This window comes from Capnocytophaga sp. CM59 (assembly GCF_000293175.1).
Lineage (GTDB): Bacteria > Bacteroidota > Bacteroidia > Flavobacteriales > Flavobacteriaceae > Capnocytophaga > Capnocytophaga granulosa.
The window spans coordinates 1-25,667 of the sequence record NZ_ALNN01000030.1; the positions used below are offsets into that span (position 1 = coordinate 1).

22 protein-coding genes and 1 pseudogene are annotated in these 25,667 nt (G+C 39.8%); 2 read left to right on the forward strand and 21 right to left on the reverse strand.

Annotation, left to right across the window (positions count from 1 at the left end):
- Positions 1-242 precede the first annotated feature (242 nt).
- The 17 genes from HMPREF1154_RS07690 to HMPREF1154_RS13155 all read right to left on the reverse strand — a co-directional run bounded on the left by HMPREF1154_RS07690 (position 243) and on the right by HMPREF1154_RS13155 (position 17,889).
- Positions 243-1,043, reverse strand: a complete 801-nt coding sequence (locus HMPREF1154_RS07690; RefSeq protein ID WP_009641149.1) for an IS256 family transposase, variant Zn-binding type — start codon at positions 1,041-1,043, stop codon at positions 243-245.
- Positions 1,044-1,307: 264 nt separating this feature from the next.
- Positions 1,308-3,479 (reverse strand): ferrous iron transport protein B, encoded by a 2,172-nt coding sequence (gene feoB / locus HMPREF1154_RS07695; RefSeq protein ID WP_009642048.1) that lies wholly within the window; start codon positions 3,477-3,479, stop codon positions 1,308-1,310.
- The gene (locus HMPREF1154_RS07700) at positions 3,476-3,715 is read right to left on the reverse strand and encodes a FeoA family protein (RefSeq protein WP_009642050.1); all 240 of its coding nucleotides are present in this window, start codon (positions 3,713-3,715) and stop codon (positions 3,476-3,478) included. The genes feoB and HMPREF1154_RS07700 overlap by 4 nt, the downstream gene beginning before the upstream one ends.
- 119 nt (positions 3,716-3,834) lie before the next feature.
- Positions 3,835-4,875, reverse strand: coding sequence for an IS630 family transposase (locus tag HMPREF1154_RS07705; RefSeq protein ID WP_009642033.1), 1,041 nt, complete (start codon positions 4,873-4,875; stop codon positions 3,835-3,837).
- A gap of 168 nt (positions 4,876-5,043) precedes the next feature.
- Positions 5,044-5,892: a zeta toxin family protein gene (locus HMPREF1154_RS07710; protein WP_034567133.1), complete on the reverse strand. Its 849-nt coding sequence runs from the start codon at positions 5,890-5,892 to the stop codon at positions 5,044-5,046.
- Positions 5,873-6,124 (reverse strand): hypothetical protein, encoded by a 252-nt coding sequence (locus HMPREF1154_RS07715; RefSeq protein ID WP_009642049.1) that lies wholly within the window; start codon positions 6,122-6,124, stop codon positions 5,873-5,875. The genes HMPREF1154_RS07710 and HMPREF1154_RS07715 overlap by 20 nt, the downstream gene beginning before the upstream one ends.
- Positions 6,125-6,532: 408 nt before the next feature.
- Positions 6,533-7,324 (reverse strand): hypothetical protein, encoded by a 792-nt coding sequence (locus tag HMPREF1154_RS07720; protein WP_050999713.1) that lies wholly within the window; start codon positions 7,322-7,324, stop codon positions 6,533-6,535.
- A gap of 56 nt (positions 7,325-7,380) precedes the next feature.
- On the reverse strand, positions 7,381-7,851 hold the full coding sequence (locus HMPREF1154_RS07725) for a hypothetical protein (RefSeq protein ID WP_009642040.1): 471 nt from the start codon (positions 7,849-7,851) through the stop codon (positions 7,381-7,383).
- A 315-nt stretch (positions 7,852-8,166) separates the two neighbouring features.
- The gene (locus tag HMPREF1154_RS07730) at positions 8,167-8,646 is read right to left on the reverse strand and encodes a DUF6756 family protein (protein ID WP_009642052.1); all 480 of its coding nucleotides are present in this window, start codon (positions 8,644-8,646) and stop codon (positions 8,167-8,169) included.
- Between the two features lie 63 nt (positions 8,647-8,709).
- On the reverse strand, positions 8,710-11,283 hold the full coding sequence (locus HMPREF1154_RS07735) for a DNA gyrase/topoisomerase IV subunit A (RefSeq protein ID WP_009642046.1): 2,574 nt from the start codon (positions 11,281-11,283) through the stop codon (positions 8,710-8,712).
- A 92-nt stretch (positions 11,284-11,375) separates the two neighbouring features.
- Entirely contained in the window at positions 11,376-13,994 is a 2,619-nt protein-coding gene (locus tag HMPREF1154_RS07740; RefSeq protein ID WP_009642041.1) for a BamA/OMP85 family outer membrane protein, read from the reverse strand.
- 1 nt (position 13,995) lies between these two features.
- On the reverse strand, positions 13,996-14,721 hold the full coding sequence (locus HMPREF1154_RS07745; RefSeq protein ID WP_016420451.1) for an isoprenyl transferase: 726 nt from the start codon (positions 14,719-14,721) through the stop codon (positions 13,996-13,998).
- A gap of 73 nt (positions 14,722-14,794) precedes the next feature.
- Positions 14,795-15,505, reverse strand: coding sequence for a type IX secretion system protein PorG (locus HMPREF1154_RS07750; protein ID WP_009642045.1), 711 nt, complete (start codon positions 15,503-15,505; stop codon positions 14,795-14,797).
- Positions 15,506-15,897: 392 nt separating this feature from the next.
- Entirely contained in the window at positions 15,898-16,233 is a 336-nt protein-coding gene (locus HMPREF1154_RS07755) for a phage holin family protein (RefSeq protein WP_009642037.1), read from the reverse strand.
- Positions 16,234-16,239: 6 nt separating this feature from the next.
- A complete protein-coding gene (locus tag HMPREF1154_RS07760) occupies positions 16,240-17,010 on the reverse strand; it encodes an alpha/beta fold hydrolase (protein ID WP_009642043.1) in 771 nt (256 codons plus the stop codon).
- Between the two features lie 6 nt (positions 17,011-17,016).
- The gene (locus tag HMPREF1154_RS07765) at positions 17,017-17,730 is read right to left on the reverse strand and encodes a pyridoxine 5'-phosphate synthase (RefSeq protein WP_009642054.1); all 714 of its coding nucleotides are present in this window, start codon (positions 17,728-17,730) and stop codon (positions 17,017-17,019) included.
- A 36-nt stretch (positions 17,731-17,766) separates the two neighbouring features.
- Entirely contained in the window at positions 17,767-17,889 is a 123-nt protein-coding gene (locus HMPREF1154_RS13155) for a FeoB-associated Cys-rich membrane protein (RefSeq protein ID WP_009642058.1), read from the reverse strand.
- A 361-nt stretch (positions 17,890-18,250) separates the two neighbouring features.
- Between HMPREF1154_RS13155 and HMPREF1154_RS13160 the strand changes: the two are divergent.
- Positions 18,251-18,451, forward strand: a pseudogene (locus tag HMPREF1154_RS13160) (ADP-ribosylglycohydrolase family protein); the annotation flags it as partial.
- A gap of 89 nt (positions 18,452-18,540) precedes the next feature.
- Here the strand turns inward: HMPREF1154_RS13160 and HMPREF1154_RS13005 are convergent.
- From HMPREF1154_RS13005 to HMPREF1154_RS07795, 4 genes are all read right to left on the reverse strand, one after another.
- Positions 18,541-20,031 (reverse strand): leucine-rich repeat domain-containing protein, encoded by a 1,491-nt coding sequence (locus tag HMPREF1154_RS13005; protein ID WP_083846547.1) that lies wholly within the window; start codon positions 20,029-20,031, stop codon positions 18,541-18,543.
- A gap of 581 nt (positions 20,032-20,612) precedes the next feature.
- Positions 20,613-21,140, reverse strand: coding sequence for a hypothetical protein (locus HMPREF1154_RS07785; RefSeq protein WP_009642032.1), 528 nt, complete (start codon positions 21,138-21,140; stop codon positions 20,613-20,615).
- 434 nt (positions 21,141-21,574) lie between these two features.
- The gene (locus tag HMPREF1154_RS07790; RefSeq protein ID WP_157231260.1) at positions 21,575-21,808 is read right to left on the reverse strand and encodes a hypothetical protein; all 234 of its coding nucleotides are present in this window, start codon (positions 21,806-21,808) and stop codon (positions 21,575-21,577) included.
- A complete protein-coding gene (locus HMPREF1154_RS07795) occupies positions 21,798-22,655 on the reverse strand; it encodes a KilA-N domain-containing protein (protein WP_009642031.1) in 858 nt (285 codons plus the stop codon). The genes HMPREF1154_RS07790 and HMPREF1154_RS07795 overlap by 11 nt, the downstream gene beginning before the upstream one ends.
- A gap of 309 nt (positions 22,656-22,964) precedes the next feature.
- Between HMPREF1154_RS07795 and clpB the strand changes: the two genes are divergently transcribed.
- Complete coding sequence (gene clpB, locus HMPREF1154_RS07800) at positions 22,965-25,550, forward strand: ATP-dependent chaperone ClpB (protein WP_009642039.1); 2,586 nt, start codon at positions 22,965-22,967, stop codon at positions 25,548-25,550.
- Positions 25,551-25,667: the final 117 nt, after the last annotated feature.

A 25,667-nucleotide genomic window follows, 5' to 3' on the forward strand; every position in this document is an offset into this window, starting at 1 on the left:
GGTATAATGGACAAAAATGTTGCTTTTTTTGGGTATATAGCTTCTAATGGACAAAAGTGTTGCTCTTTTTTAGACAGGTATTTGGATAATACAAAAAACTACCTTACCTTTGCCCTATCTGTATAAACGGAAATAGGCTCTGCTGGGGAGCAACCTATCAGGGATAATACAGATGCTATACAAAATGTTAATATGAGGGAGCTTGTAATAAGGCTCCCTATTTTTTTAATATTTTGGCAGCCCTATGCCTTTAAAAACCCATCAATAAATTTCTTTTTCCTTTCCAAAGACAAACCATTATGATTCCTTAGTTTATTCTTTAAGTCCGCAAAATGACCATCTATTGCATTCGTTGTATTGGGAATATTTAGTTCTATTTTATTATACCAAGTAAAGAGCCATGATAAGTTGTTTTTCAAACTTCTATAGGCGCTTCTTAGCTTTTTATGTGTATAATGTGTTCTGCCTGTCAATGGATTAATACTTCTCTCTTTGAGAAAATCTCCCCATTTTTCATGCCATAATCCCAAAATTCCTTCAAATGATTCTTTGTCTGTATTAGTCAATAAATTCACTACTTTTATTAGTTCTTGCGCAGCAGGGAGTTTAGGATTCTTGGTTAAATATCTGACAATAATTGCCTTTTGATGGAATTGACACATTTGAACAGGAATATCATTAAAAGACTGTAATAGTCCTTTTCTTCCATCGCAAACAATTGCTATAACTTCAAAACCTTTGCTTATAAGTTCTTGAATTCCTTTTATATACAAAGCATTCGTTTCATTTTTCACATAGTACTTTAGAAGGTTCTCTTTAGTTATTGCATCTTTAAAAAGCATAACGCCAAACTCTCTTCCCCAATAAGTTGTATCCATCAGAACGATCACCTTTCGGGCTGTTTTAAGCTGTTTCTTGACAGAATAATTATCTAACTTTCTTTGGATTGTTCTTATAGAACACCTATATTTTTCAGCTAATTGAGCATAAGTCTGTTTACCTTTGACATACTCTTCCCAAAGTAAATCTTCATCTATATTCAATTGCCTCTTGGCTAAAAAAGTCTTTCCACAGGCATAACACTTGTATCGTTGAACACCCTCTTTAGTGCCATTTTTCTTAGTTATTTTGCTGCCACAGTAAAAGCAAATTTTTTATTCATCTTTTCAAATAGCTGCAAAGGTAGATAAAATAAGGGATTGAAGAACTTTCGAGCAACATTTTTGTCCATTAAGCCAAAAAATAGTATATTATTAATGAGAGCACTAAAAATATCCACTTTTTTATCAAAAAAGGAAAACGAGTTCTTAAAAGGCTATTTTCCACACTCTGCTTAGTAAAAAACACACCAATACCCCATATAGTACAGGTAAAAAGGTAGCAATGAGCGTCCATTTTTTACTATTAGTCTCCTTATAAATCGTATAGATAGTAGTACTACAAGGGTTGTGTAATAAGCTGAATAGCATCAGATTAATAGCAGTTAATAGGCTCCAGCCCCCCGCATGTAGTAAGGTGTCTATTTCGGAGGTGCTAGCCTCCACCAGTACACCTGCTTCGCCTGCGGTAGCTTGACCTAATAGCATTGTGGTAAGCATTAGTATAGTGGGGATAACGATCTCATTGGCAGGAATGGCTACTATGTATGCCAAGAGAATCACTCCGTTAAGTCCTATGAATATACCTATAGGATCTAAGCCATGTATAAGCCATAAGGCTATGGGTTGACTGCCTATTTGTATATTACAAATGAGCCATATTATGGCTCCTGCAGGAGCTGCAAATACGATAGCACGCCACAGTACAATGAGGGTACGGTCAATAAGAGAGGTATAAAGAGTTTGAAAGAAACGTGGAGGACGATAAGGAGGGAGTTCTAATACAAAGAAAGAGGACTCTCCTTTGAGCAAAGTTCTGCTCAGTAACCACGATGTGAAAAATGAAAAGATAATTCCTAATATTGCAATTCCTATTACAGCGAGCATGGATACAGTACCGGACCATTGTTTGGGTACCAATGCTCCAATGAACAGGGTAGCAATGAGTATTTGGGTAGGCCATCTGCCATTACAGAGAGAAAAATTATTAGTAATAATAGCAATAAGTTTCTCTCGTGGACTATTAATAATACGTGTTGCCACGACTCCTGCAGCATTACAGCCAAATCCCATACTCATCGTAAGGGCTTGCTTGCCATGTGCTCCTGCCCGGCGAAAGAGCTTATCTAAGTTGAAAGCTACACGTGGTAGGTAGCCAAAATCCTCCAAAAGGGTAAATAAAGGGAAGAAAATAGCCATAGGAGGTAACATCACTGAAATAACCCAAGTAGTAGCCAGATAGATGCCATCAATAAGGAAACCGCTAAGCCACCATGGAAAATGCAAAGTCTCAGCGCCACTCTTCAGCAGAGGATATAACCAACCTACAAAAAAATCGGAAAGTAGTTCTGATGGGTAGTTAGCACCTGTAATAGTAATCCATAATACTATAGCCAATAGAAGGAACATAATAGGAAATCCCCAAAACTTATGAGTTACTATCCTATCAATGGCACGATCTATGCGGAAAGAGCGAGCAGAGAGGTCTGTACTCACTGAAGCATTTGTCAGGGCAGAGGCTTGTGCATAAATAGCTTCTACTAAATCATTACGGTAGTTGTCGCCTAATAGTTGATGGTACTTCTGAGCGATGTGTAGTAGATGCTTTTGTTCTTCAGGATTGTTTTTTTCCGAAAAAGAACCTTCGGCTATTCCTTTTTTTATACTTTGGTCACCTTCAATAAGGCGCATAGCTAACCAATGTGTATTAGGGAGTGTAGGGTTCAGTTTGTTAAGTATTTGCTCTAATTGTGCAATAGCTTCAATGTGCTGTTTAGGGAGTTCTATAAATGTTTTTTTCTTAGTTTGGAACTTACCACTTACTACCTCCTCAATGGCAAGAAGTAAATCATCAATACCTTCTCTGGTACGGGCGCTGGTAGCTACTACAGGAATACCCAGATCCCGTGAAAGAGTACGTGTATCTATGCTAATATGATGTCGGGAAGCCTCATCCATTAGGTTTAGGCAAAGCACTGCTTTATCTGTAATTTCTAATATTTGAAGGGTAAGACTTAGGTTTCGCTCTAAGCGACTTGCATCTACCACTATCACGGTTACATCAGGCTTACCAAAGAGAATAAAATCCCGTGCTACTTCCTCATCTTCAGAGGTAGAAAGTAGCGAATATGTGCCAGGGAGATCAATTATTTTGTAACGTAAGTCATGGAATAGAAAACTTCCCTCAGCACGGGTAACTGTTTTTCCCGGCCAATTGCCCGTGTGTTGGCGCAGACCGGTAAGAGCATTGAACACAGTACTCTTCCCAGTATTAGGATTACCAGCCAAAGCAATAGTATAATCAAAAGTTCCTGTCTCCTCTCCTAAGGGTTTTAGGGAAGCTGAAGGGTTTAGGGCACAAGTATCACAAGTATTTTTCATAGGGATAAGCTAATTAATATACAAAGGGCATCCTCTTTGCGGAGGGCAATTTGGGTATTATGAATATTATATGCTACGGGGTCAGCCAAAGGGCTTATATTCTCCACAAATATTTTGGAACCACGTACAAAGCCTAAGTCCAACAAGCGTTGTCGTACCTCTTGTCGACATTCAGGGGTAAATCCTTCAATAATAGCGACTTGTCCTGTTTTTAGAGAAGCTAAAGTAAGTAACATAAGTATATTATTTATATAATATAAAATATATTTTTAGACGAGCAAAATTACAATTTTATATTGTAACAACAAAATAATTTACCAAAATCTAAAAAATGTAATAAGGTTGGGTTTTATAGTCAAAAAGAAATGGTTTGCGAATTTATCAAACGGAAATTGAGAGTTAGAAGTGACTCTAACTCCTTTTTATAAGTATATATATTATCAAAGAAATTCCTTATAGCATCTCGGAATTCTGTCTTGTTCCGATAGAAACCCGTATTGATTACTTTTTTTCGTAAGAATTTCCACAAGCGCTCTATTAAATTGAGGTTCGGAGAGTATGGAGGCAAGAAGATTTGCTTGATTCTATTATCTTCTACCCTGTTTTGAAGCTCTTTATTGTGATAATAGAGAGCATTATCGGATATAATATAAATATTTTTAGCGTTTGGATGCTTTTTAAGAGCTAATTCGTAAAGTTCTTTTGTTGATTCTGCATTAACGCATTCACAATCAAGAGCTATTACATCTGTAACATCATAAGCATTAAGTAAAACATTGATATTCACTCTATCACGCCCACTAACTGTTGGTTGTTGAAACTCTTTACCTTTCTCTATCCAAGCATAAGTGGAACGGCTGTTGTGCGTAGGATGAACACCATCGGCAAAATACACCACATCCCCTTCTTCCTTTTCTTGAAGAATTTTAGAGAGAGCTTCAGCAAATAGTTTTTGTTTTAAAGGATCCGCCTCACAAGGCACTTTGGTTGTTTTCTTGTAGGAAAAACCAATTCTGTTAAGTAAATCAGCCATTCCTTGTGGAGTATAGGTAACTTCAAAAGTGTCTTTAACCCATTGAGATACTTGTTTTGCATCTGTATAAAGATGTGTGCGTAACTCTTGTTTTAAGGATTTTATTTGAAAAATATTAAGCAGACCTTGATAACCTCTATAACGATTCTCAAGGAGTTTATCTAGTCCTCCTTCAAGATATAAGGAACGATAACGATAAATAGTAGAAATATCTATACCTAAGCAATCAGCAACAAAAATAGGAGTATTGCCCATAGAAAGCATCAAAATGCAGGTAACTCGGGCATAATCCGAGCGACCTTGCAAGTTGCGTTGGAGCTTTCTAAGTTCCTCTATTTCTGTTGGTGATAATGTTAGTTCCATAGATGGTACAAAAATAACAAATCTTTTATTTATTCGCAATCTAAATTTGTTTGACTATAAAATAGGGTTTATTATCATTAGAAAAGGTTAGCCAATATGCTTAAATTACGCATTCTCTAATCTAATGGATATGGGAACAAAAGGACAGATAAGTATTCTCTTTTTTCCTCAGTTGAAAGCTATAGGAAATGTTACTCTGAGAGAGCTGTCGTCAGCTATTTTTTGAATAAGTTCCTCTACAATAACTCTTATAGAAGAGGGCATCCTAAGTTTCATTGTATTAGCTTTTTCTATCAGCTGCAACCGAAGTGCCTTATCTTGATATTGTTCTGCTCTTGCTTCTACGACTTCCTCTGAAGGCAAACGAGCTATATCCCATTGCTGTGCCAAGGTATAGGTAATGAGATGTCTTTCCGCCTGATAGCTGTAAAGATGTATCTTATCTACTGCTTTTTCAGTATATAAGCGATCCAACGAAAGGAGCAAACCCGCTACAGCTTTATCATGGGAAACTTTGTCGGCTAATCGTCCATAACCTTGGAAGTCTATTTCTTCTTGGTAGCGCAAGTAAAAACCCAATTCTGTAAAAAGAGCAGGTGCTGCAATAGCAAAGGCTTCTATCCTAAAACCTTTTTCTTTGAAAGCCAAAGCTGTACGCAACGGGATATCAGCATTACGCATAGTTCCTTCTACTATGATATTGTATCGGTGAGTAATAGCTTCTTGTATAAGTGCTTCTGTAAAAAAGTTAGAGAATAGTTGTGTTTCCTCTGAATAGCTATCAGGGTGTTTTATAAGTTCTTTTGCCTTTGGGTGAAATTCTCTGTAGATATCCCCATTGACAAAGAGAAAGTCTTTATCAGGAAATTGTCGCAAAATAGCCCTTGCTAAACCACTTTTCCCCGAAGCAGGTTGTCCTCCTAAGATAAAAGCAATAGGGCTTTCTTGTGAAAATTTTCCTCTAAGTAATTTATCTCTTTTAAGAAGATAAATAGCTTCAATTTCCTTCAACTTCATTCATTTTCTTTATTAAGGGACTATAATAATGTACTATTTTATCCATTACAGAAAGGCGTGCCATATCATTAACCCCATATAGCATTTTTTCTTCCTGTGAATACATATCTATTTTTTGGCTAAGTAACTCTTTTTCATAAGGATCACCTACTTGATCTATTTCCTTAATAGCCCTTACTTTTAAGGAGCCTACAATCTGTAAGGCGGTATCTAAACTAATGGGTTCTTTCATAATTCTGGTTTTTAACAAATATGGTTTATTCTTCTTTGTCATTAAAAAGCTACACGCTATTTTTTATAATAGGTTCGAGCCAAACGCTCACACCAGCGAGGGCTTTTATTTTTCTGCAAATATACAAAATTAATAATGCAAATCAATAGTTAAAACTATTACTATCTAAGACGCAATAAATTGCGTCTCTACACATGCGCTGGCTAAGACAATTACCAAAAACATAGTCCTCCGTAGAGGCGCAATAAATTGCGCCTTAATGAATTGGACTATACAATTGTTTTCTACTATTGATTCGCGTTAATAAATAGGCGAATTATTTCCCCTACTCCTTAATCAGCTCTGCTAGAGCGAACACTTCGATATTTTGGGATAATGTATTAAAGCCCTACCCACACCCTTGATTCCTTACCAACTGGTAATAGGTCGGCGTATATTCTCCCAAAAAGGAGCTACATATTCATTGTAAAAACACAACCTTGTTAAGTTGTCACCTTCAATACTAATTCCTAAAGCAGGGATAACCATCCAATGACCATGATATAATACTTCCTCGGTGCTTATAAGTCTTTCTATATCTTTATCATTATTGAAATTATAATCTCTTACAAGTATCTTATCAAATAAACGAGGCGTTTTTACATATATGCTACAGAGCAGCTGATTGTAAAATTCAAACAATAAAGAAGCACTTTCAAATATCTTCTTCCCTCCAATCCCTTCTACGGGCATTGTTGTGATGTGGTATTCCTTTTTAAAATCCTCTAAAGTAGTATTAAAGACAAATTGATTAACGGCTTTAAAAGGATTCAGTTCCAATATATTAGAACTCCTCAGCAAGCTATCTTCTATCAGTTTATATGCTTTTGGGACATACAAATCTACCAACGAACTATCAAAAACTAATACTTGTGCAAAGATTTCGTTTTTAAAATCAATGTACAAAGATAGCTGTAAGTTTGGATAAATATAGAAGTCCCCATCTATAATTGGCTTCTCTTGTGTGATTGTATCAATAGTAGCTACTGTAATCCCTTTGCCATATACTTCTATCTGTTTTACATCCCGAACAGAAATAGTCTGAATACGCTTATTTTCTATTTCAAAGAAAAATGTAAGCGAATTCCTTTCTATTGTTGTTATATTGGAGAAATCTCCCACTTGAAATGTATCTATTTTCCCTCTTTCAATATGAATCATGTTTTTTTGATAGTATAGTACTTGCGGTATTTTGGACAATAATGAATAGACACGAGCTACAAACTTACTAGTTTACGCTCCAAGTAATCCAAGTTTTTCAACTGCTCATAATCAGGGTATAGTATCTTAAAGTCGTTGTATAATTTCTGCTTTACAGCTTCTATTTTATGCAGTAATTTTTTGATGGTGAACAACGACTTTCTTTGTCCATTGAATAGGATACGAACATACTCTTCATCCTCTCTTCTGAGGGAAAAATGATAATCATCATACACACTAAATACTTCATTTTTTGTTTCTTCTCCCGAAACTATTTTCCCTAAATTATCAGCAAAAACAATGAAGAATTTAAGCAAATCAGCCTGAAAATGAAAAAGAGTTTTATCATCATTTAAGATTAAAACCTCTCCCCATAGCATGTTCTCAACGATTTCAGATTTAGAAAAATGATAGTATTTTTCCTTTCTTACTTTTTTATATATTTCTAAATCAATCTGATATAGGATTATTATATTACCTTTTTTCATAGTCATTTAGTTTTCTCAAAAGTGCTATCTTTTCACAATGGGCTTTTGTATTGTACTGATTATAAAGGTATTGAATCTTTAATAATACATCTGATACATTACCCCATTATAACAATGATTCTATATACAGAATTTATTGGTGAAAATTACAGAGTTACGTTAGTTGTTATATTATTCTCTCCGTGAAAATCCATGGGAGAAAAAATATAATTTTGCTTACGTCGAACTCACGTTAGTTGTTAGCTATCAGTGTTTTACAATTCATCACCAGCGTGGTGATGAATTGAGGTTCCTAATTGGGGCTCGTTTATTTCTCTATGAGATAATACTTTTCAAGGCCTCTGTTTTACTGCCTGTAGCAATAAGAGCATCATGATGATTGATAGCTATAAGCCATTCGTATTTCTTAGAAACAAAATAAAACTCATCATAATGGTGAAGTTCTCCTATAAGTGGGAGTACAGGGGGTATCCTCCCTTCATAAAACCAAAACTTATCATTCTGAGATTCCGCAAAGATAAAGAATATCTCTTCTTGTACATCAATAAGTTCAGTAAGATAATTTTCAGGATTATGAGGCGGAACAAAAGCAACCGCTTCTTGAGAGAAATCCTCCCAAAGCCAATAGTACCTACCTCTTTGATGCTTGCAGAATGTCTTATAAATCTGAGTCTCTACAGCTTTCCATTCTTCTATCCCTAATGGGCGAAAATCCTCTGAAGAAATCTGCAATTGAACCACTAATTGTGCTATTTCTGTTCTAAGACTTGTCCAGGTTCGTTTTTTCTTTGCCATATAGTTATTTCTTTTGTTTGTCTCTGAATAAGTTGAAATTATATAATAGCCACTGACTTCTGACTACTGATCTAATCCACTAAACAAATCGGGCTGTATCACCTCGGGCGCTGCGGTGTCCTCTTCTTCGTTGGCTTCTTCTTCAGCTTGAGGTTCTTCATATGGAAGAGGCTCCAAGGGGACAATCTCCTTGATACGCTCGGTAGAGAGTTGGTTGCCAATGGCCTTGATACCCTTGATAGCAATAAACTCTTCTATATTGACCGTTTGGTTTTCGGCACGCTCTCTGCCTGTCTTGGTAAATACGACCTCGGCCATAGGACGCCACTGGGTAGAGACAAAGAGCAACTGAGACTTAGGATGATCGGAGATAACCAGTTCCTCACGGTTAGGGTTTTCCACTAAGAAGCGTTTGACAAAGTAGCGTTCCTTTTCTCCTTCGTAGTGAATGACAGAAATCGGCTTTTCAGGATTCCACTTTTCTATAATCAGCAGGTTCGGGTCAAAGTGTAGGGAGAGATCAGGGATTACCGTCTTCACTACGGCATCCTTGCCAATGAGCAGCAACCTATCTTCCCCCTTGAAGGAGCCGAGTAGCTCGCCACGGCCTTCGGTATTGAGGCGGTGCACGATAGGGTCGTACCATATCTTACGTGGTTTGAGGGTAGATATACCTTTTTCCTTGAGTTCTATACGCTTAATGGCGTACTTTGTCACAATATTTCCGCGAGAGGCTCTTCCTTTGATAAGAATATCAGCAAAATTGATATCCCATTTGAGTTTCTTTACGCTACCTGCCTGACGGAGTATGATGGTTATCACCTCCGCCTCTCCGTTGGGATTGGCTGAAAAATATAGGATTTGAGAATCCTTATGTGGTTCTATCACATCATATTCCTTATCACGAATAATTCCCGTCACGGTAAAGCGCTTGATATAAGAGATTTTGTCATTCCCGTTGCGATACACTAGGTTGTACACCGTACGGGTGTCATTCTTTTTAAACACCCCTACATGAACAATATTCTTGCCTATATAGCTCTTTTCGGTTACCTTGGTGATAATCATTTTCCCATCGGCGGTAAAGACGATCAAATCATCTATATCACTACAATCGGCCACATATTCATCTTTCTTGAGAGAAGTACCTACGAATCCCTCTTCCCTATTGACATAGAGTTTAAGGTTACGTACCACTACCTTAGTAGCCTCAATGGTATCGAAAGGTCGTATTTCCGTTTTGCGCTCCTTACCTTTGCCATATTTCTTTTGCAGATTCCTAAAATAGTCAATGGTGAAAGCAATTAAATTGGCTAAGTGATTTTTGACCACTTCTATATCGGCTTCTATCTTTAGGAGATTTTCCTCGGCCTTGTAGGTATCATAGCGAGTGATACGAATCATGGGGATTTGGGTAAGGCGGTCTATATCCTCATCGGTGATAGGGCGTAAGAGTTGTTCCTTGAAGGGTTCAAAGCACTCGTATAGGTAGGCAAAAAGGCTTTCCTTGTCATTATATTTCTTGAAGTCAATATACATCTCCTCACGGATAAATATTTTCTCCAAGGAGGCGTTGTGCCATTTTTGTTCTAGATCATCAAGCTTTACCTCCAATTCCTTTTTGAGAATCTCCACAGTGCGGTCGGTGCTCTTGCGCAGTATATCGCTCACCCCTATAAAGTGAGGCTTGTTATCCTCAATCACACAGCAGAGCGGGGAGATAGAGAGTTCACAATCGGTAAAGGCATAGAGGGCATCTATGGTCTTATCGGGGGAAATTCCTTTGGGTAGGTGTACCAATATCTCCACATCCTTGGCTGTATTGTCATCTACCTTTAGGATTTTTATCTTTCCTTTTTCATTGGCTTTAAGGATAGAATCAATCAGCGAAGAAGTGGTTGTTCCAAAGGGTATTTCGGTGATGACTAAGGTCGATTTGTCCCTCTGGGCAATACGGGCACGCACTCTAATACGGCCTCCTCGCATACCATCGTTATAGGTAGCGGCATCCATGATACCTGCTGTAGGAAAATCGGGGTATAGCTCAAAGGGCTTGCCTTCTAAATACAGCACAGAGGCATCAATGAGTTCGTTAAAGTTATGGGGCAATATTTTGGTAGAAAGCCCCACGGCAATTCCTTCCGCTCCTTGGGCTAAGAGTAGAGGAAACTTTACCGGCAGGTGTACAGGCTCATCGTTGCGGCCGTCGTAGCTCTTTTGCCACTCGGTTACCTTGGGACTAAATAGCACATCAAGGGCAAACTTAGATAGACGTGCCTCTATATATCGGGGAGCCGCAGCATCATCGCCTGTGAGGATATTCCCCCAGCTTCCTTGGGTGTCAATGAGCAGCTGTTTTTGTCCCAACTGGATAATAGCATCGCCAATAGAAGCGTCTCCATGGGGGTGATATTTCATGGTATTACCCACGATATTGGCAACCTTGTTATAGCGGCCGTCCTCCAACTCGTCCATGGAGTGCATGATACGGCGCTGCACAGGCTTAAAACCGTCCTCCAAAGCGGGAACAGCTCGTTCTAAGATAACATAAGAGGCGTAGTCCAAGAACCAATTCTGATACATGCCACTGAGGCGCAATATGGTCTCTTGGCCTTCTGCTTGAGGGAAATCTTCCATAAGAATTTAGTTGTTAGTGACTAATGACAAGTGACAAGTGACTAATTCTCCTGTGAGTATTTGTCACTTGTCACTTGTCACTTGTCATTATATTAAAATTGTTGTCCTAAGATAAAGTGGGTTTCCCAGCCATGTGGGGTAGTGCGGCCATTGATACCATCATACCCATAACCGAAGTCAAAGCCAAGGATACCGAGCATAGGCATAAAGATACGTATCCCGAAACCTGCCGAACGCTTGATATCAAAGGGATTGTACTGAGAGAAACTACCAAAAGAGTTGGCTCCCTCGGCAAACACCAATCCATAGATAGAAGCCATAGGCTTGAGGGTGATCGGATAGCGTAGCTCCAAAGAGAACTTGTTATAAATCACATCACCATCACGTGATGAGAGAGACTGGTTAGGGTAGCCTCGCATCTGTATGTATTCGCGTCCTTCCAAAGAATTGTAAGACATCCCATCGCCCCCTACCATAAAGCGCTCAAATGGTACGGTACCTCTGTCCCTATTATAATAACCTAAGTAACCGAAATCCACTGAGGGACGCAAGACGAGCTTATCTACTAAGTTCAAGTACCAGTTTCCTTGTAGGCGTAGCTTATAGTATTCGAGCCAATTGAAACGCTCTTGGTCAATCTCGGAGATACGGTTGGTATTGCTATTGGCCTCTGCCACTGCGCGCTGCTCCATAAGCGACTTGTAATCTACCCCATTAAGCAACGAGTAAGGAGGCGTGAGCTTGGCCGTAATGGTAAAATCACTACCTCCCAGCGGGAAAATAGGGTTAGGCCCACTGGAGCGTCGGCTTAGGGAGACGGTATAAGCCAAGGCATTGGAATGTCCGTTCCCGAAGGTAAAGAGCGTAGTGTTATAGTTTCTCAGGTCATAATAGTTATAACTGATGTTCTGAGAGAGTTGGAAATAGTCATCGGGCACCTGTAGGCGCTTGGCCAATCCCAAGTATACCCCTGTGATATAGAAGCGCTTACTCTTATCTACATCATAGGTATAGTAGTTATAATCATAGCTCACCGAATAGTTAAACCCAACGGAGAACTGTACAGGTCGCTCCCCTCCCCACCAAGGTTCCATAAAGGAGAAGCTACCCACTCTGTAGGCACGCCCTACACTGATGTTCAAGGCAAGCTTCTGGGCATCTCCCATAGGCAGCGGACGGTAAGACTTCTTGTCAAATATATTCTGTATGGAGAAGTTGTTAAAGTTCAACCCCAAGGTACCCATGAAGCCTCCACCTCCATAGCCCCCTTGTAGCTGTATCTGGCTAGAAGAGCCGTTGTCGGTCAATCCATATTCCAAATCCACTGTACCAGAGTTAGGATCAGGGTTCTTGATCTGAGGGTTGATACTCTGTGCATCAAAGATTCCCATTTGGGAAAGCTCACGTACGGTACGGATTACATCTTCCTTGGAATAAAGATAGCCAGGGCGGGTACGTAGTTCACGGTAGATCACCCTATCGTTGGTGATACTGTTACCTGTTACTGTTATATTATTAAAATGTGCTTGCTTACCCTCATGGATACGTACCTCAAAGTTGATAGTGTCATTGACCACCGAAGTCTCTACAGGGTTGATCTGAGAGAAGAGGTAACCTGTATTCTGGTAGAGGTTGGAGATGCTATTGGCATCGGGGTCTTTAGGGTCATTGATACGGTTGCGCAATTGTACCCCGTTATAGACTTCCCCTTTCTTAAGCCCTAAGATGTGGCTAAGCATCTGGTTGCTATAGATGGTATTTCCTAAGAACTTGATATCCCCAAAGTAGTATTTGCGTCCTTCTTCCAAGGAGATTTTAAGGTCAATATTTTCCTTACCGTCATAGAGTGTATCGCGGGTTACACGAGCATCGCGGTATCCGTTTTCCTTATAGAAGTCAATAAGCGAAGCCAAATCCTCGTTGTACTTATCTTGTACATACTTAGAGCGCTTCCAAAAACGACCGAAGAAACGCTGTTTGGTTTTTTTCATCTGCCTACGCAGCTTGCTATCTGCGAATTTCTCATTCCCTTCGAAGGTAATATGGTTAATCTTCACCTTATAACCTCTATCTATACGAATGAGCATACGTTCCTTGGTGCCCAAGGAATCCACGGGCTGTGTGGTGATATGTACTTTAGTATTGAGGAAACCTTCCTTGCGATACTTATCGGTGATATAAGACTTGGTTTTAGCGATAAGGCTCTCGTTGATCTTCTTGGTCGTTTTGAGTTTATCCTTGTCCAATTCTATTTTCTTGAGCAGTTCTTCGCCTTTTCTCTTGCGAATCCCTTCAATCTTCACCTCGGTCAGTTCAGGCATTTCCTGAATGACAAACTCCAAAAACACTTTGTTGCCCTCTGTTTTGGCTATATAGATATCAATATCGTTGAACACCTGATAGTTCCACAACTTGTGAATGATACGGGTAAAGCGTTCGCTAGGGATCGTAATCTTATCCCCTACCTTAAGGCCAGAAGCCACAATGATCGTCTGTGCGTTGTAGTGCTTTGCCCCCTTGACTTCTATACCACCTATGACAAACTCACGCCCTCTTTCCAAGGCTGTGAGGGTAGTCTCCTGTGGAAGGCTGTCCTTTACAGCTACGCTCTGTAGTGTATCCTTGGCAATTGCCTCAGGCAGGGTTTGTTCCTCTTGGCCATAAGAGGTATTGAGAAAGAGTATCCCGAAAATATATAGAAAATTTCTCATACTAAAGTTGTTCACTGGTTTTTCCAAATCTGCGTTCTCTATTTTGATAGTTTAAAAGGGCTTTGTGTAGCTGCTCAGGGGTGAAGTCAGGCCAAAGTACATCGGTAAAGTACAGTTCGGCATAGGCTATTTGCCAAAGCAGGAAGTTGCTGATACGGCACTCTCCGCTGGTACGAATAAGCAAGTCCACAGGGGGGATTTCTTGGGTGTAGAGTGTTTTCTGTATCTCTTGGTAGGTAATCTGTTCGGGGGTAAGCAGCCCTTGTTGCACCTTACGGGCAAGCTGTTGGGTCATCTGCAGGAGTTCCTGCTGTCCCCCATAGGCCAAGGCAAGGCTTACGGTAGTGCTGGTATTGCCTTTGGTCTGTTCCATAGCCTTGTGGAGTTCTTTTCTCACTTTAGAGGGTAGGCTCTCAAGGTCTCCTATGGCATTCAGGCGGATATTATTTTGCTGCATAATAGCCACCTCCTTGTTCAAATAGCGTGATAATAAGTGCATCAGTGCCTCCACTTCTAACTTAGGACGCTTCCAATTCTCTGTTGAAAAAGCATAAAGTGTCAGGTAAGGAATACCCAACTGGGAGACTTCTTGTATAATCTCCCTGACTGTTTTCGCTCCTTTTTCATGGCCGAAGATACGCTGTTTTCCTTGTTGTTTCGCCCAGCGACCATTGCCATCCATGATGATGGCCAAATGCTTGGGGAGCATTTCTTTTTCTATATTCATTGGCTTATCTGCAAAATTACTATCAAGTGGCAAAGATATGATTTTTTCAGCATTCCCAAAAAATTTTTATATCTTATTTGGCAAATTCAAAACAGTTGCACTTCTTAGCACCAAAGGTATAAGTCAGGTAAGCCCCTGAGATCATATACCAGTCGGGGGTATTGAGATTTCCGAACCATTTTCCTTTGCCCGACTTACTGCCGTCAATATTATTGGTAAAGGTATAACGCATACTCACCTCCGCCCCGATAAGGAAACGCGATCCCCATAGGCGGGTCTTAACCCCAAAGGTGAAGGGAATTGCCCAAGACTCATCGCGCTCAGGATAGGTCTGGTACTTGGCCGACGCTCCATTGGCCAAATTGTCAAAATAGAGCCTATCCATCTTGAAAAAGTAAAAACCTGTATGCACATAAGGGGTAAAGAGCAATTTGAAAGGGTCATGAGTATCAAAATGGAGGAAATCATACTCCACCCCTGCCCCCATCTCCACCATACGGTTTAGGAAAGAGAAATCGCGCTGCTTACGTGCTTCGGTAGTGGCGCGGGCGTCCTTATCCCATAGCTCAAACCACTTAATATCAGCACGCAAGGAGAGCTGTTTGCGCAGGTTACGCTTATAGATCAGCCCAAAAGCAGGCTTTGTCGGATATACATAGTAAGTGGCGCCAATATCCGAAATAGGATTGGCACCCCCGAAATAGAAGCCTATCTCATTATATTGGGCTGTGGCCTTCGTTAGCGTAAAGAAACCTATGAGCAGCCAGAGAAAATATCTATCCATCTATTATAATTGTTAATGGTTAATTGTTAATGGTTAATTCTTTGGTTACCTGAACTTTAACTGTTTAAAGCTACTTAATGAGTCATCAGGTTACTTATCATTGATTTAAGTTTCGTAAGTCGTTTTTAGGCTATTATTAAAATTATAAACAGCTAATAATCAATTATTTGTAAAAACCTCCCCCCCCCTCCAAAGGGGGAGCTTTAAGGGCGTTGAAATAGCCTAATTTGTTTGTCTAATTGGAAAATATTCTTTCTATAACTTATTGAACCTCTACTACTTACTAACTCCCCCCTTGAGGGGGGGTAGGGGGGATGTTTTGAGAATCAGCAAGTTATAGAGCTTGCAAAACTTAAATCATTGATAATTGACAATTAACAATTAACAATTGATTATTGATTTTCATTATTTAAGAGTGATTGCACAGCGGAGAGGCAGAGGCTAAAGAGTACAGCGTACCAAAAACCCTGTATCTCGATGCCATCAATAAGGCGATCGGCTAAGATGATAATAATTGTGTTGATTACAATCAAAAACAGTCCAAAGGTAACCACCGTAATAGGCAAGGAGAGCACAATCAATATAGGTCTTAGGAATATATTGAGCAGGCTCACCACCAAGGAAAACCATAAGGCATCGGTGAAATCTCTTACATTGATATGTGGCAATACCTTACTGAGTCCCAAGATGAGTAAGCTGGTAATAATAAGGTTTAGAATATATTTCATTTTGGTTTATTTTTGTAGGAACTGGGAGGCAATTTCAAAAAATTCCTTAGGTTTTTCCACCTGTACCCAGTGGCCTGCCCCCTCTACAATAACTTCAGTAGCTTTGGGAAAATGTTGCTTGATCAGTGCCATGTCCTCCGCAAGGACATAATTGGACTTGGCTCCTACCATAAAGAGTGCTTCTCCATAATAGATGGTACCTGTGGGCAAGGCTGTGCCTATCTCGGCCACACGGTCGCGTAGTACAGGCAAGTTGATACGCAAACCCAATTGGTCAGGGGTGACCCTATAGACATTCTTGAGCAGGAACTGGCGTATGGGAACATCTATGATGAATTTGCCCAATTGCTGGTCGGCCTCCTCACGGGTTTTTATTTGGGAGAAGTCCAAGGTAGAGAGTGCATCAAGGATTACTTTGTGATGCACAGGGTAATACTTAGGAGCCATATCCACCACCAAAATACGCTCGGCACGCTCAGGGTGTGTGACCGCCAATAGCATAGTGGTCTTGCCGCCCATGGAGTGACCAATAAGCGGTGCGGAGGCTATCTGGTGATAATCCATATAGCGAATGAGGTCTTCCACCATAAGGGCATAAGAGAACTCAGGCGAGTGGAAACTATGTCCGTGGTTGCGTGCATCAATCACATGCACTTGGTAGCCCTCTTGGGCAAAATGAAGAGAGTGGGTACGCCAGTTATCGGCCATACCTAAGAAGCCGTGTAGGATAATCAGTGGCTTGCCCTCCCCTACTATCTGAGAGTTGATAAGTTCCATAATACGTTATTTAAGGCGATAGAGATACATGCTTACTACATTTTGCAGTCCCAAGTAGAGCGCCTCACTGATAAGTGCATGCCCTATGGAGACTTCCAAGAGGCCAGGTATCTGTTCTTTGAAATATTTGAGGTTGTCCAAACTCAAGTCATGGCCTGCATTAAGTCCTAAGCCGACACTTTGGGCTACTTTAGCCGCTGTCACATAAGGCAGAATACCGTCTTTGTTACCACGGGCATACTCGCGTGCATACCCCTCAGTATAGAGTTCCACGCGATCGGTGCCTGTCTTGGCTGCTGCTTCTACCATTTTCTCTACAGGATCTACAAAAAGGGAAGTACGGATACCATGTCGCTTGAACTCGGCCACGATCTCCGTTAGGTAAGCGGCATGGGTGAGGGTGTCCCAACCTGCATTGGAGGTAATAGCATCTTCTGCATCGGGGACGAGGGTTACTTGGGTAGGCTTCACCTCAAGCACCAAATCAATAAACTTAGGGATAGGGTTGCCCTCAATATTGTATTCTGTATGGACTATTTTTTTCAGATCTCGCGCATCTTGGTAGCGGATATGTCGCTCATCGGGACGCGGGTGAATGGTGATACCCTCGGCGCCAAACTCTTGTATATCAGTAGCCACTTGTAACAAATCAGGCACATTGCCCCCACGGGAATTGCGCAAAGTGGCGATTTTGTTGATATTTACACTTAGCTTTGTCATTTCAAAAAGTTTTTTAACAGAGGGCAAAGTTACAAATTATCCGCCACATTTACAATCGGGACCGCCCCCACATTTTTTCTTCTTGGTGAAAAAGAATTTTTTTACTAAGAAAAAAACAGCCAAAGCCACTAAGGCATAAGTGATTATATCTTGGATCATAGTAGTTAAGAGTTAAATTCTAATTGTTCCTTGTCTTTTGGACAGACAAATTTAATATGCTTGCCTTCAAGCACTCTCATTTGTATTACTTTGGGACAGCTTATAATTGTTTTTTTAAAGGCATATAGTCGCCTACCAAATTATGAATGCAAAAATAACTCATCTTTTTGAAGAAAGCAAATGATAAGCTGTGTTTTTTAGTATAATATAGTTCTAGAAGAATAATCAGCTTAGTTTTCCTCTAAGAAAGTTTATTTCTTCTTCTTTTGTTTGAATAATACGCTCATAGAGTGGCTATGACCTCTCTACTAATTGTGCTGCCTTACGCGAGAGTTATTGCTTCAACGAAACCTGCCAAGGCACGGTTCCTCAAGCCTTTATCTGCTTTTTAGAAAGTCACGACTTTGAGAGTGCTCTCCGTTTGGCCGTCTCCATAGGGGGCGATAGTGATACCCTTGCCGCTATTACAGGTGGTATAGCCGAGGCTTATTACGGTATCCCCAAGGATATAGAAAACCAAGCTCTTACTTACCTACCTGAGGAATTTCAGCAAGTGATATAGGAGTTTAGGGAGAAAGTAAAAAACAACAAAAAGAAGCTACCTCTTTAGGTAACTTCTTTTTGTTATGTAACAAGACTTATAATTGAGGGTTATGGGATTGCTTGGATTTTGTCAGCAAAAACACCCCATTTTCTATCGTTTTTATAAGTATCTACACTTGCAGCAGGTACATAGATATGGGTTAGAGCAGTGTTTTTAAAGGTTATCTCTCCTATAGAGGGCGGAGTAGTAGCTTTAATAGTAAGTGTAGTAAGATTTGTTCGATTCTCAAAAGCCCAAGTTCCTATAGTAGTTACTCCTTCTAATAGGGTAACTTTTTTTAGGTTTGTACAATTAAGAAACAGACCATTTTTGAGTATCTTAGGGCCGAAGGTTACTTCTTCCAAATTTTCACAATTCTCAAAAACCCAATCTCCTAAAGAGATGACACTCTTAGGGATAGAAGCAGAGGTAAGACTTTTACAGTTAGAAAAAGCACTCGCTCCTATAGTGGTAATAGTTTCAGGAATAGTAATAGTACTTAGCCCACTACCACTGAAAGCATTGGCATTGATGGTAGTTACGGTACTGGAAAATTGAATTTCTTTTAATGCTTTGCGATTTTCAAAAGCCCATGTTCCTATAGTAGTTACTCCCTCTAATAAGATAACTTTCTTGAGACTAGTACAGTTATTAAACAGACTACCTTTGAGTGTTTTAGGGCCAAAGGTTACTTCTTCTAAATTTTCACAATTTTCAAAAACCCAATCTCCTAAAGAGATGACACTCTTAGGGATAGAAGCAGAGATAAGACTTTTACAGTTAGAAAAAGCACTCGCTCCTATAGTGGTAATAGTTTCAGGAATAGTAATAGTACTTAGCCCACTACCACTAAAAGCATTGGCATTGATGGTAGTTACTGTGCTGGAAAAATGAATTTCTTTTAATGCTTTACGATTTTCAAAAGCCCAAGTTCCTATGGTAGTTACTCCCTCTAATAAAATAACTTTTCTCAGGCTTGTACAGTTATTAAATAGACTGGCCTTGAGTGTTTTAGGACCATAGGTTACTTCTTCTAAGTTTCCACAATTTTCAAAAATCCAATCTTCTAAATCAGTTACTGTTTTAGGAATAGAAACAGAAGTAAGACTATTACAGTTAGAAAAAGCATAGTTACCTATAGAGGTAACGGTTTCAGGTATAATAACAGAGGTGAGGCCTGTTTTTGAGAAAGCACCTCCTTTGATAGTAGTTAAAGTTTCAGGAAAGACAATAGTTTTTAAACTATTGCGATCTTCAAAAGCCCAAGAATCAATGGTTGTTACTTGGCTTAATAGCGGGTGGGCTTTCATGTCCAAGGTAGTACGAGTAGTATTATTCCAGCGGACAAGAGTTTTCCCATCTTCACTGAGTGTAAAGTCCGCTGAGGTGATAGGTGGCTCCTGATTGGGTTGTGGAACTTGTGGCCGTTGTGGGCTTTGTGGGTTCTGAGGATTTAAGGGGTTTTCCTCATAAGTAGTGGTAGCATTTTCTTCACTTTTGCTACAGTTGGTGATAGTTAAGCTTGTAAGAACTATCAACGATAAGATTAGTTTTTTCATCTTAATGGGGTTTATTATATTTCTTTATTTTGATATTACTAGTATAACATGTCTATACTTAAATTGATACTTACCCAAAGAGAGCAATTCTTACCCGCCCAATCCTTAATGAGTTCAAAATCTCTTGGGGGAGGTAGATTCCTCTTGATAAAAGTCCCTCTAAAGGATTGTGCCTTAATACTTATGGGGGTATTGGGGATAGTAATTGAGGTCAGGTTACAATAATGCCGGTAGAGAGAGGGGTCTATAAACCTATTTTTTGGGGGTAATATATGCTTCTCTTGCTTAGGTGTCTGGATTAGATGATTGTAATCCAATATATTAAACTTGTCTTCTAAAGAATGGAAAATGATTCCAAACCTTTTGTTTATTTTATTCGGAATACTATCAGATAAGTATCCTCTCTCTAAAGGAAAGTTGGTGATATGAGTTGAGGCAAACAAAGTATAAGAATTGGCAATCAGAATGCTTAGTAAGACTAAACAAAAGAAACTTTTCATGACTTTAGGTGGTTTTTATTTCTCTTATGTATGAAAGTAAAGTCGTTTCTTTAAGATAAACAAACGACTTTACTAATTCTTTTACCAATTATCTTGTTCAAGAATACTTTTAATATCTCGCTTGAAAAAATCTTCAATATCACTTTTAGCTCTGGTTTCTACTAAAGTGCCATTTCTTCTATAGATAAAATAAGAGGGGTCTGACATACCTGAGGAACGAACTACCAAGTTTTTTCCATTACCGGGGCATTTGAAATCAGCAGCAACGATCTCATACTTAGCACGATTATCCTTGAAGGAAAGCTGTATAGTGATATAGGCATCTATATAGTTCTTTGCTAAAAGTTCTTCTATATAGGTGATTTTAGGAACATATACTTGCCATTTTAGGCGTTCATATTTTTCATCTTCTAAGACCTTTCCATTAATCTTTCCAATATGTTTTACAGCACTGTTGTACAATTCCTTAGCACTTTTTCCATCAGATTTTATGATAACAAAATCCTTGTTTGTACCTCTTTCTAAAATCCCTTCTTGAGAAATTTCAAATTCCTGTGCATATACTACAGAACTGATAGCAATGCAGCATAGTAATAAAAATTTATTCATCTGTCTTTTTAATATAAATTATTCATACCTACTCTGTTAAAGGTTTTTCGGTTACTACCTTTTTCTGCTCTCTTCGGATAGAGCGTATAACGTTATATATTAGTTATATCGCTCTACACATAGAGAAAAAACGTGAGACATTCCTTCATACTTTTCACAGTAGCCCGACCAAAGGCTGTAAGACAAAGTAAAAGGAATGCCCACGTTAATCGCAGGCATTTCCACTTATTACTCTTTTCCTTGTCTTACTGAAAAATTTGGTCGTATTTCTGTGATCGGAAAATTGTAAAGCGAAACGCTAATTTATATTTTAGGTGTTATTTTTTAAATCATAGTTAAATAGGTTATTAAACAGGGGCAAAATTACAAATTACTTTTCAAAATAGAACACTTGCAAATGTTAAAGTTTTGATTATTTTTAAACAAGGTTACCCCTACAGCCAAACAGCCTTTAAGGTTTCTCTGGCCTTTACTTCTTCTTTAAGAGCCTTAGCTTCTTCAGCAGTTTCTTTAGCATTCTCTACCATTGCCCATGCCCATGCTTCGGGGTCTTCTGCCCTTAGCCTATCCAAGGTCTGCTGTATGGCTTGTTCTTCTGCCTCACTTTGGGCTTCTCTGTATTGCAGGCGTAGTGCTTTTACTTTTTCAAACATATTTCTACAACTCATATTCTGTCTTTAGTTTGTCAATAGATGATTTTGATTTTATCTGCTTTATTGTTTTAGAAAATAGTAATGATTTCATCTGGGTAATGGCTGTCTTATTGATTAAAATTAATCTTTCTGATTGAGAAAGTCCTTCTCTAATTAGTAACGCATTAATACTTTCCATATTACTTAGAACAACCAATTGTTCTATTGTAGCATAATCACGAATATTACCTTTCTTTTCGCTATTTTTGCTCCTCCATTCTTTCGCTGTAGTTCCAAAGAGAGCAACATTCAACAAGTCAGCTTCATTTGCATAAACTATTCTTGCTTGTTCTTTGGTGATTTCTTGAGGAATAAGATGTTCTTTTATTGCGTCCGTATGAATTTGATAATTTACTTTTGCTAATGTTCTTTGTAAGTCCCACTCCGTCTTTAATCGATTATTTTCGTCATCTTTTAATCTCTGAAATTCATTAACTAAGTAAATCTGAAATTCAGGACTTAACCACATTGCAAAATTAAAAGCAATGTCTTTATGGGCATAAGTTCCTCCGTAACGTCCAGCTTTCACGATTATACCAATAGCATTAGTCCGTCCTATCCATTGGCCAGCGGACATGATAAAACGATTTGTTCCAGCCTCTTGACCAATTACCCCGAATTCGGGGTAATTAAAATTAGGGTTGTTGATTTTTTCCCATATTCCTAAATATTCTAAAGTGTTCTTATTCGTTATCCATTTTCCGATCAATCCACTTCCTTCTTTAAAAGTAGTTGTCATATCAGTAAGACTGATATAGTCCCTACCTTTTTGATCTATTATTGTTATACCAGAATCATTTACCTGTATTATTCTATTATTCATAGCCATTATTTGTTAATCAATGATAGTACAAAGATACGTTTTTTTGTCTGATATTAAAAATATAGAAAAACGATAATAAAGATCTATAATGATATTTTGTCTTTACCGCTCTTCTACTGTCATTTTTTCATCTATCAACTTATTGATAATCACGACTAAACATTTATCTCTTCCCCAACACTCATCTCAAAACCTGACAATTTGTCATATTTTTAACTTTGGAATACTTCTTGAAATAGTAGTCAGTGTTCAGACGTCTGGCGTCTGTGATTGACAATTGACAATTAACCATTAACAATTGAAAAAAAGATGAATTTCAACAATTATACCATTAAATCCCAAGAGGCCATTCAGAGAGCGCAGCAACTCGCTCAGGGTCTCGGTCAGCAAGATATCCAAGTGGAACATATCTTCAAGGGGATCCAAGAGGTAGATAACAATGTGCTGCCTTTTATCCTTAAAAAGTTGCAAGTCAATACCACTACCCTCAATCAGGCAGTAGAAAAGGCTTTAGCTTCTTACCCTAAAGTACAGGGCGGACAGATGTCTCTCTCCCGCACCGCTGGCGAGGTACTCACCGAAGCAAGCAATATCGCTAAGAAGATGAACGATGAGTATGTCTCTGTAGAACATTTGCTCTTGGCGATCTTCAAAATCAAAAACCAAGTAGGCCAAGCCCTTAAGGAACAGGGCGTTACTGAAAAAGAATTTGAAAAGGTCATCGCTGAACTCCGCAAGGGCGAACGTGTAACCTCTGCTTCGGCTGAGGATACTTATAACTCGCTCAATAAGTATGCGAAAAACTTGACCCAACTCGCCCATAGTGGCAAATTGGATCCAGTCATCGGCCGTGACGACGAAATCCGTCGTGTGCTTCAGATTCTTTCCCGCCGTACCAAAAATAACCCTATGCTGGTAGGGGAACCTGGGGTTGGTAAGACTGCTATTGCCGAAGGTTTGGCGCACCGTATCGTCAATGGGGATGTGCCTGAAAACCTGAAAGATAAGACAATTTACTCCCTTGATATGGGTGCCCTTATCGCTGGGGCGAAGTACAAAGGGGAGTTCGAGGAACGACTCAAATCGGTAGTGAAAGAAGTTACTTCATCCGACGGGAATATCATCTTGTTTATTGATGAGATCCATACCCTCGTAGGAGCCGGGGGAGGCGAAGGGGCTATGGACGCTGCCAACATCCTCAAACCTGCCTTGGCACGTGGCGAACTCCGTGCCATTGGTGCCACTACCTTGGACGAGTACCAAAAGTACTTTGAAAAGGACAAGGCGCTTGAGCGTCGTTTCCAAAAAGTAATGGTAGAAGAACCTGATACCGAGAGTGCTATCTCCATCCTCCGTGGTATCAAGGAAAAATATGAGGCACACCACAAGGTACGTATCAAGGACGAAGCCATTATCGCTGCTGTGGAACTCTCCCAGCGCTATATACCAAACCGTTACTTGCCTGATAAGGCTATTGACCTTATGGACGAGGCCGCTGCCAAACTACGTATGGAAATCAACTCTAAGCCAGAGGAATTGGACGTACTGGATCGTAAGATCATGCAGTTAGAGATTGAGATTGAGGCTATTAAGCGTGAAAATGACGATGAAAAACTCCGCTTACTCAATGCCGATTTGGCCAACCTCAAGGAGGAACGCAATGCGCTCTTTACCAAGTGGCAAGGTGAAAAGACCTTAGTAGATGAAATTCAGGCGGTTAAGAACAATATAGAACAATATAAGCTCGATGCCGAACGTGCTGAACGTGAAGGTAACTATGGTAAGGTAGCCGAACTTCGTTATGGTAAGATCAAGCAAGAAGAAGCTAAATTGGCCGACCTTCAGAAGGAAGTAGATACCCACGAGATGTCCATGATCAAGGAAGAGGTAACCCGTGAGGACATAGCCGAGGTAATCGCCAAGTGGACAGGAGTGCCTGTTACTAAAATGATGCAGGGCGAACGCGAAAAGCTCCTTCACTTGGAAGAAGAACTACACAAACGTGTGGTAGGACAAGAAGAGGCCATCGCAGCCGTATCCGATGCGATTCGCCGTAGTCGTGCGGGCTTGCAGGATCCTAAAAAACCAATTGGTTCCTTCCTTTTCTTGGGAACCACTGGGGTCGGAAAGACAGAATTGGCCAAGGCCTTGGCCGAATACCTCTTTGACGATGAGAATGCCATGACCCGTATTGATATGAGTGAATATCAAGAGAAACATGCCGTAAGCCGACTCGTGGGAGCGCCTCCAGGATATGTGGGCTATGACGAAGGAGGTCAGCTTACCGAGGCCGTACGTCGCCGCCCTTACTCTGTGGTCTTGCTCGATGAGATTGAAAAGGCTCACCCCGATACTTTCAACATTCTTTTGCAGGTCTTGGACGAAGGCCGATTGACTGATAACAAAGGTCGTACAGCCGATTTCAAGAATACGATTATCATCATGACTTCCAACATAGGTAGTCACCTTATTCAGGAAAGTTTTGAGAAAATCAAGAATGTAGAAGAAGCCACTGAAAAGGCCAAAGAAGAGGTACTACAGCTGCTCAAGCAGACCGTACGTCCTGAGTTTATCAACCGTATTGACGACATTGTCATGTTTGCCCCTCTTACCAAGGCCGACATCAAGCAAATCGTCCGCTTGCAGTTGGGCGGTATCATCAAGTTGGTAGCTCGTGAGAACATTGTTTTGGAAGCCACTCCAGAGGCTATAGATTACTTAGCAGAACGTGGTTACGATCCACAATTCGGTGCCCGTCCTGTAAAGCGTGTCCTCCAGAAAGAGGTTATGAATGCCCTCTCCAAGGAGATCCTCAAAGGAAACATCAAGGCAGGTAGTCTTATCTTGATAGACTCCTTTGACAACGGCCTTGTCTTTAGAAACAAAACAGAGTAGTCCTAATAAGTTTTGAGTTCTGAGTTCTGAATTTTAAGTTTTGAGTTACTGATAAAAGTCAATTGATTTACATTAGTAACTCAAAACTAAGAACTCAAAATTCAAAACTTTTTTGTA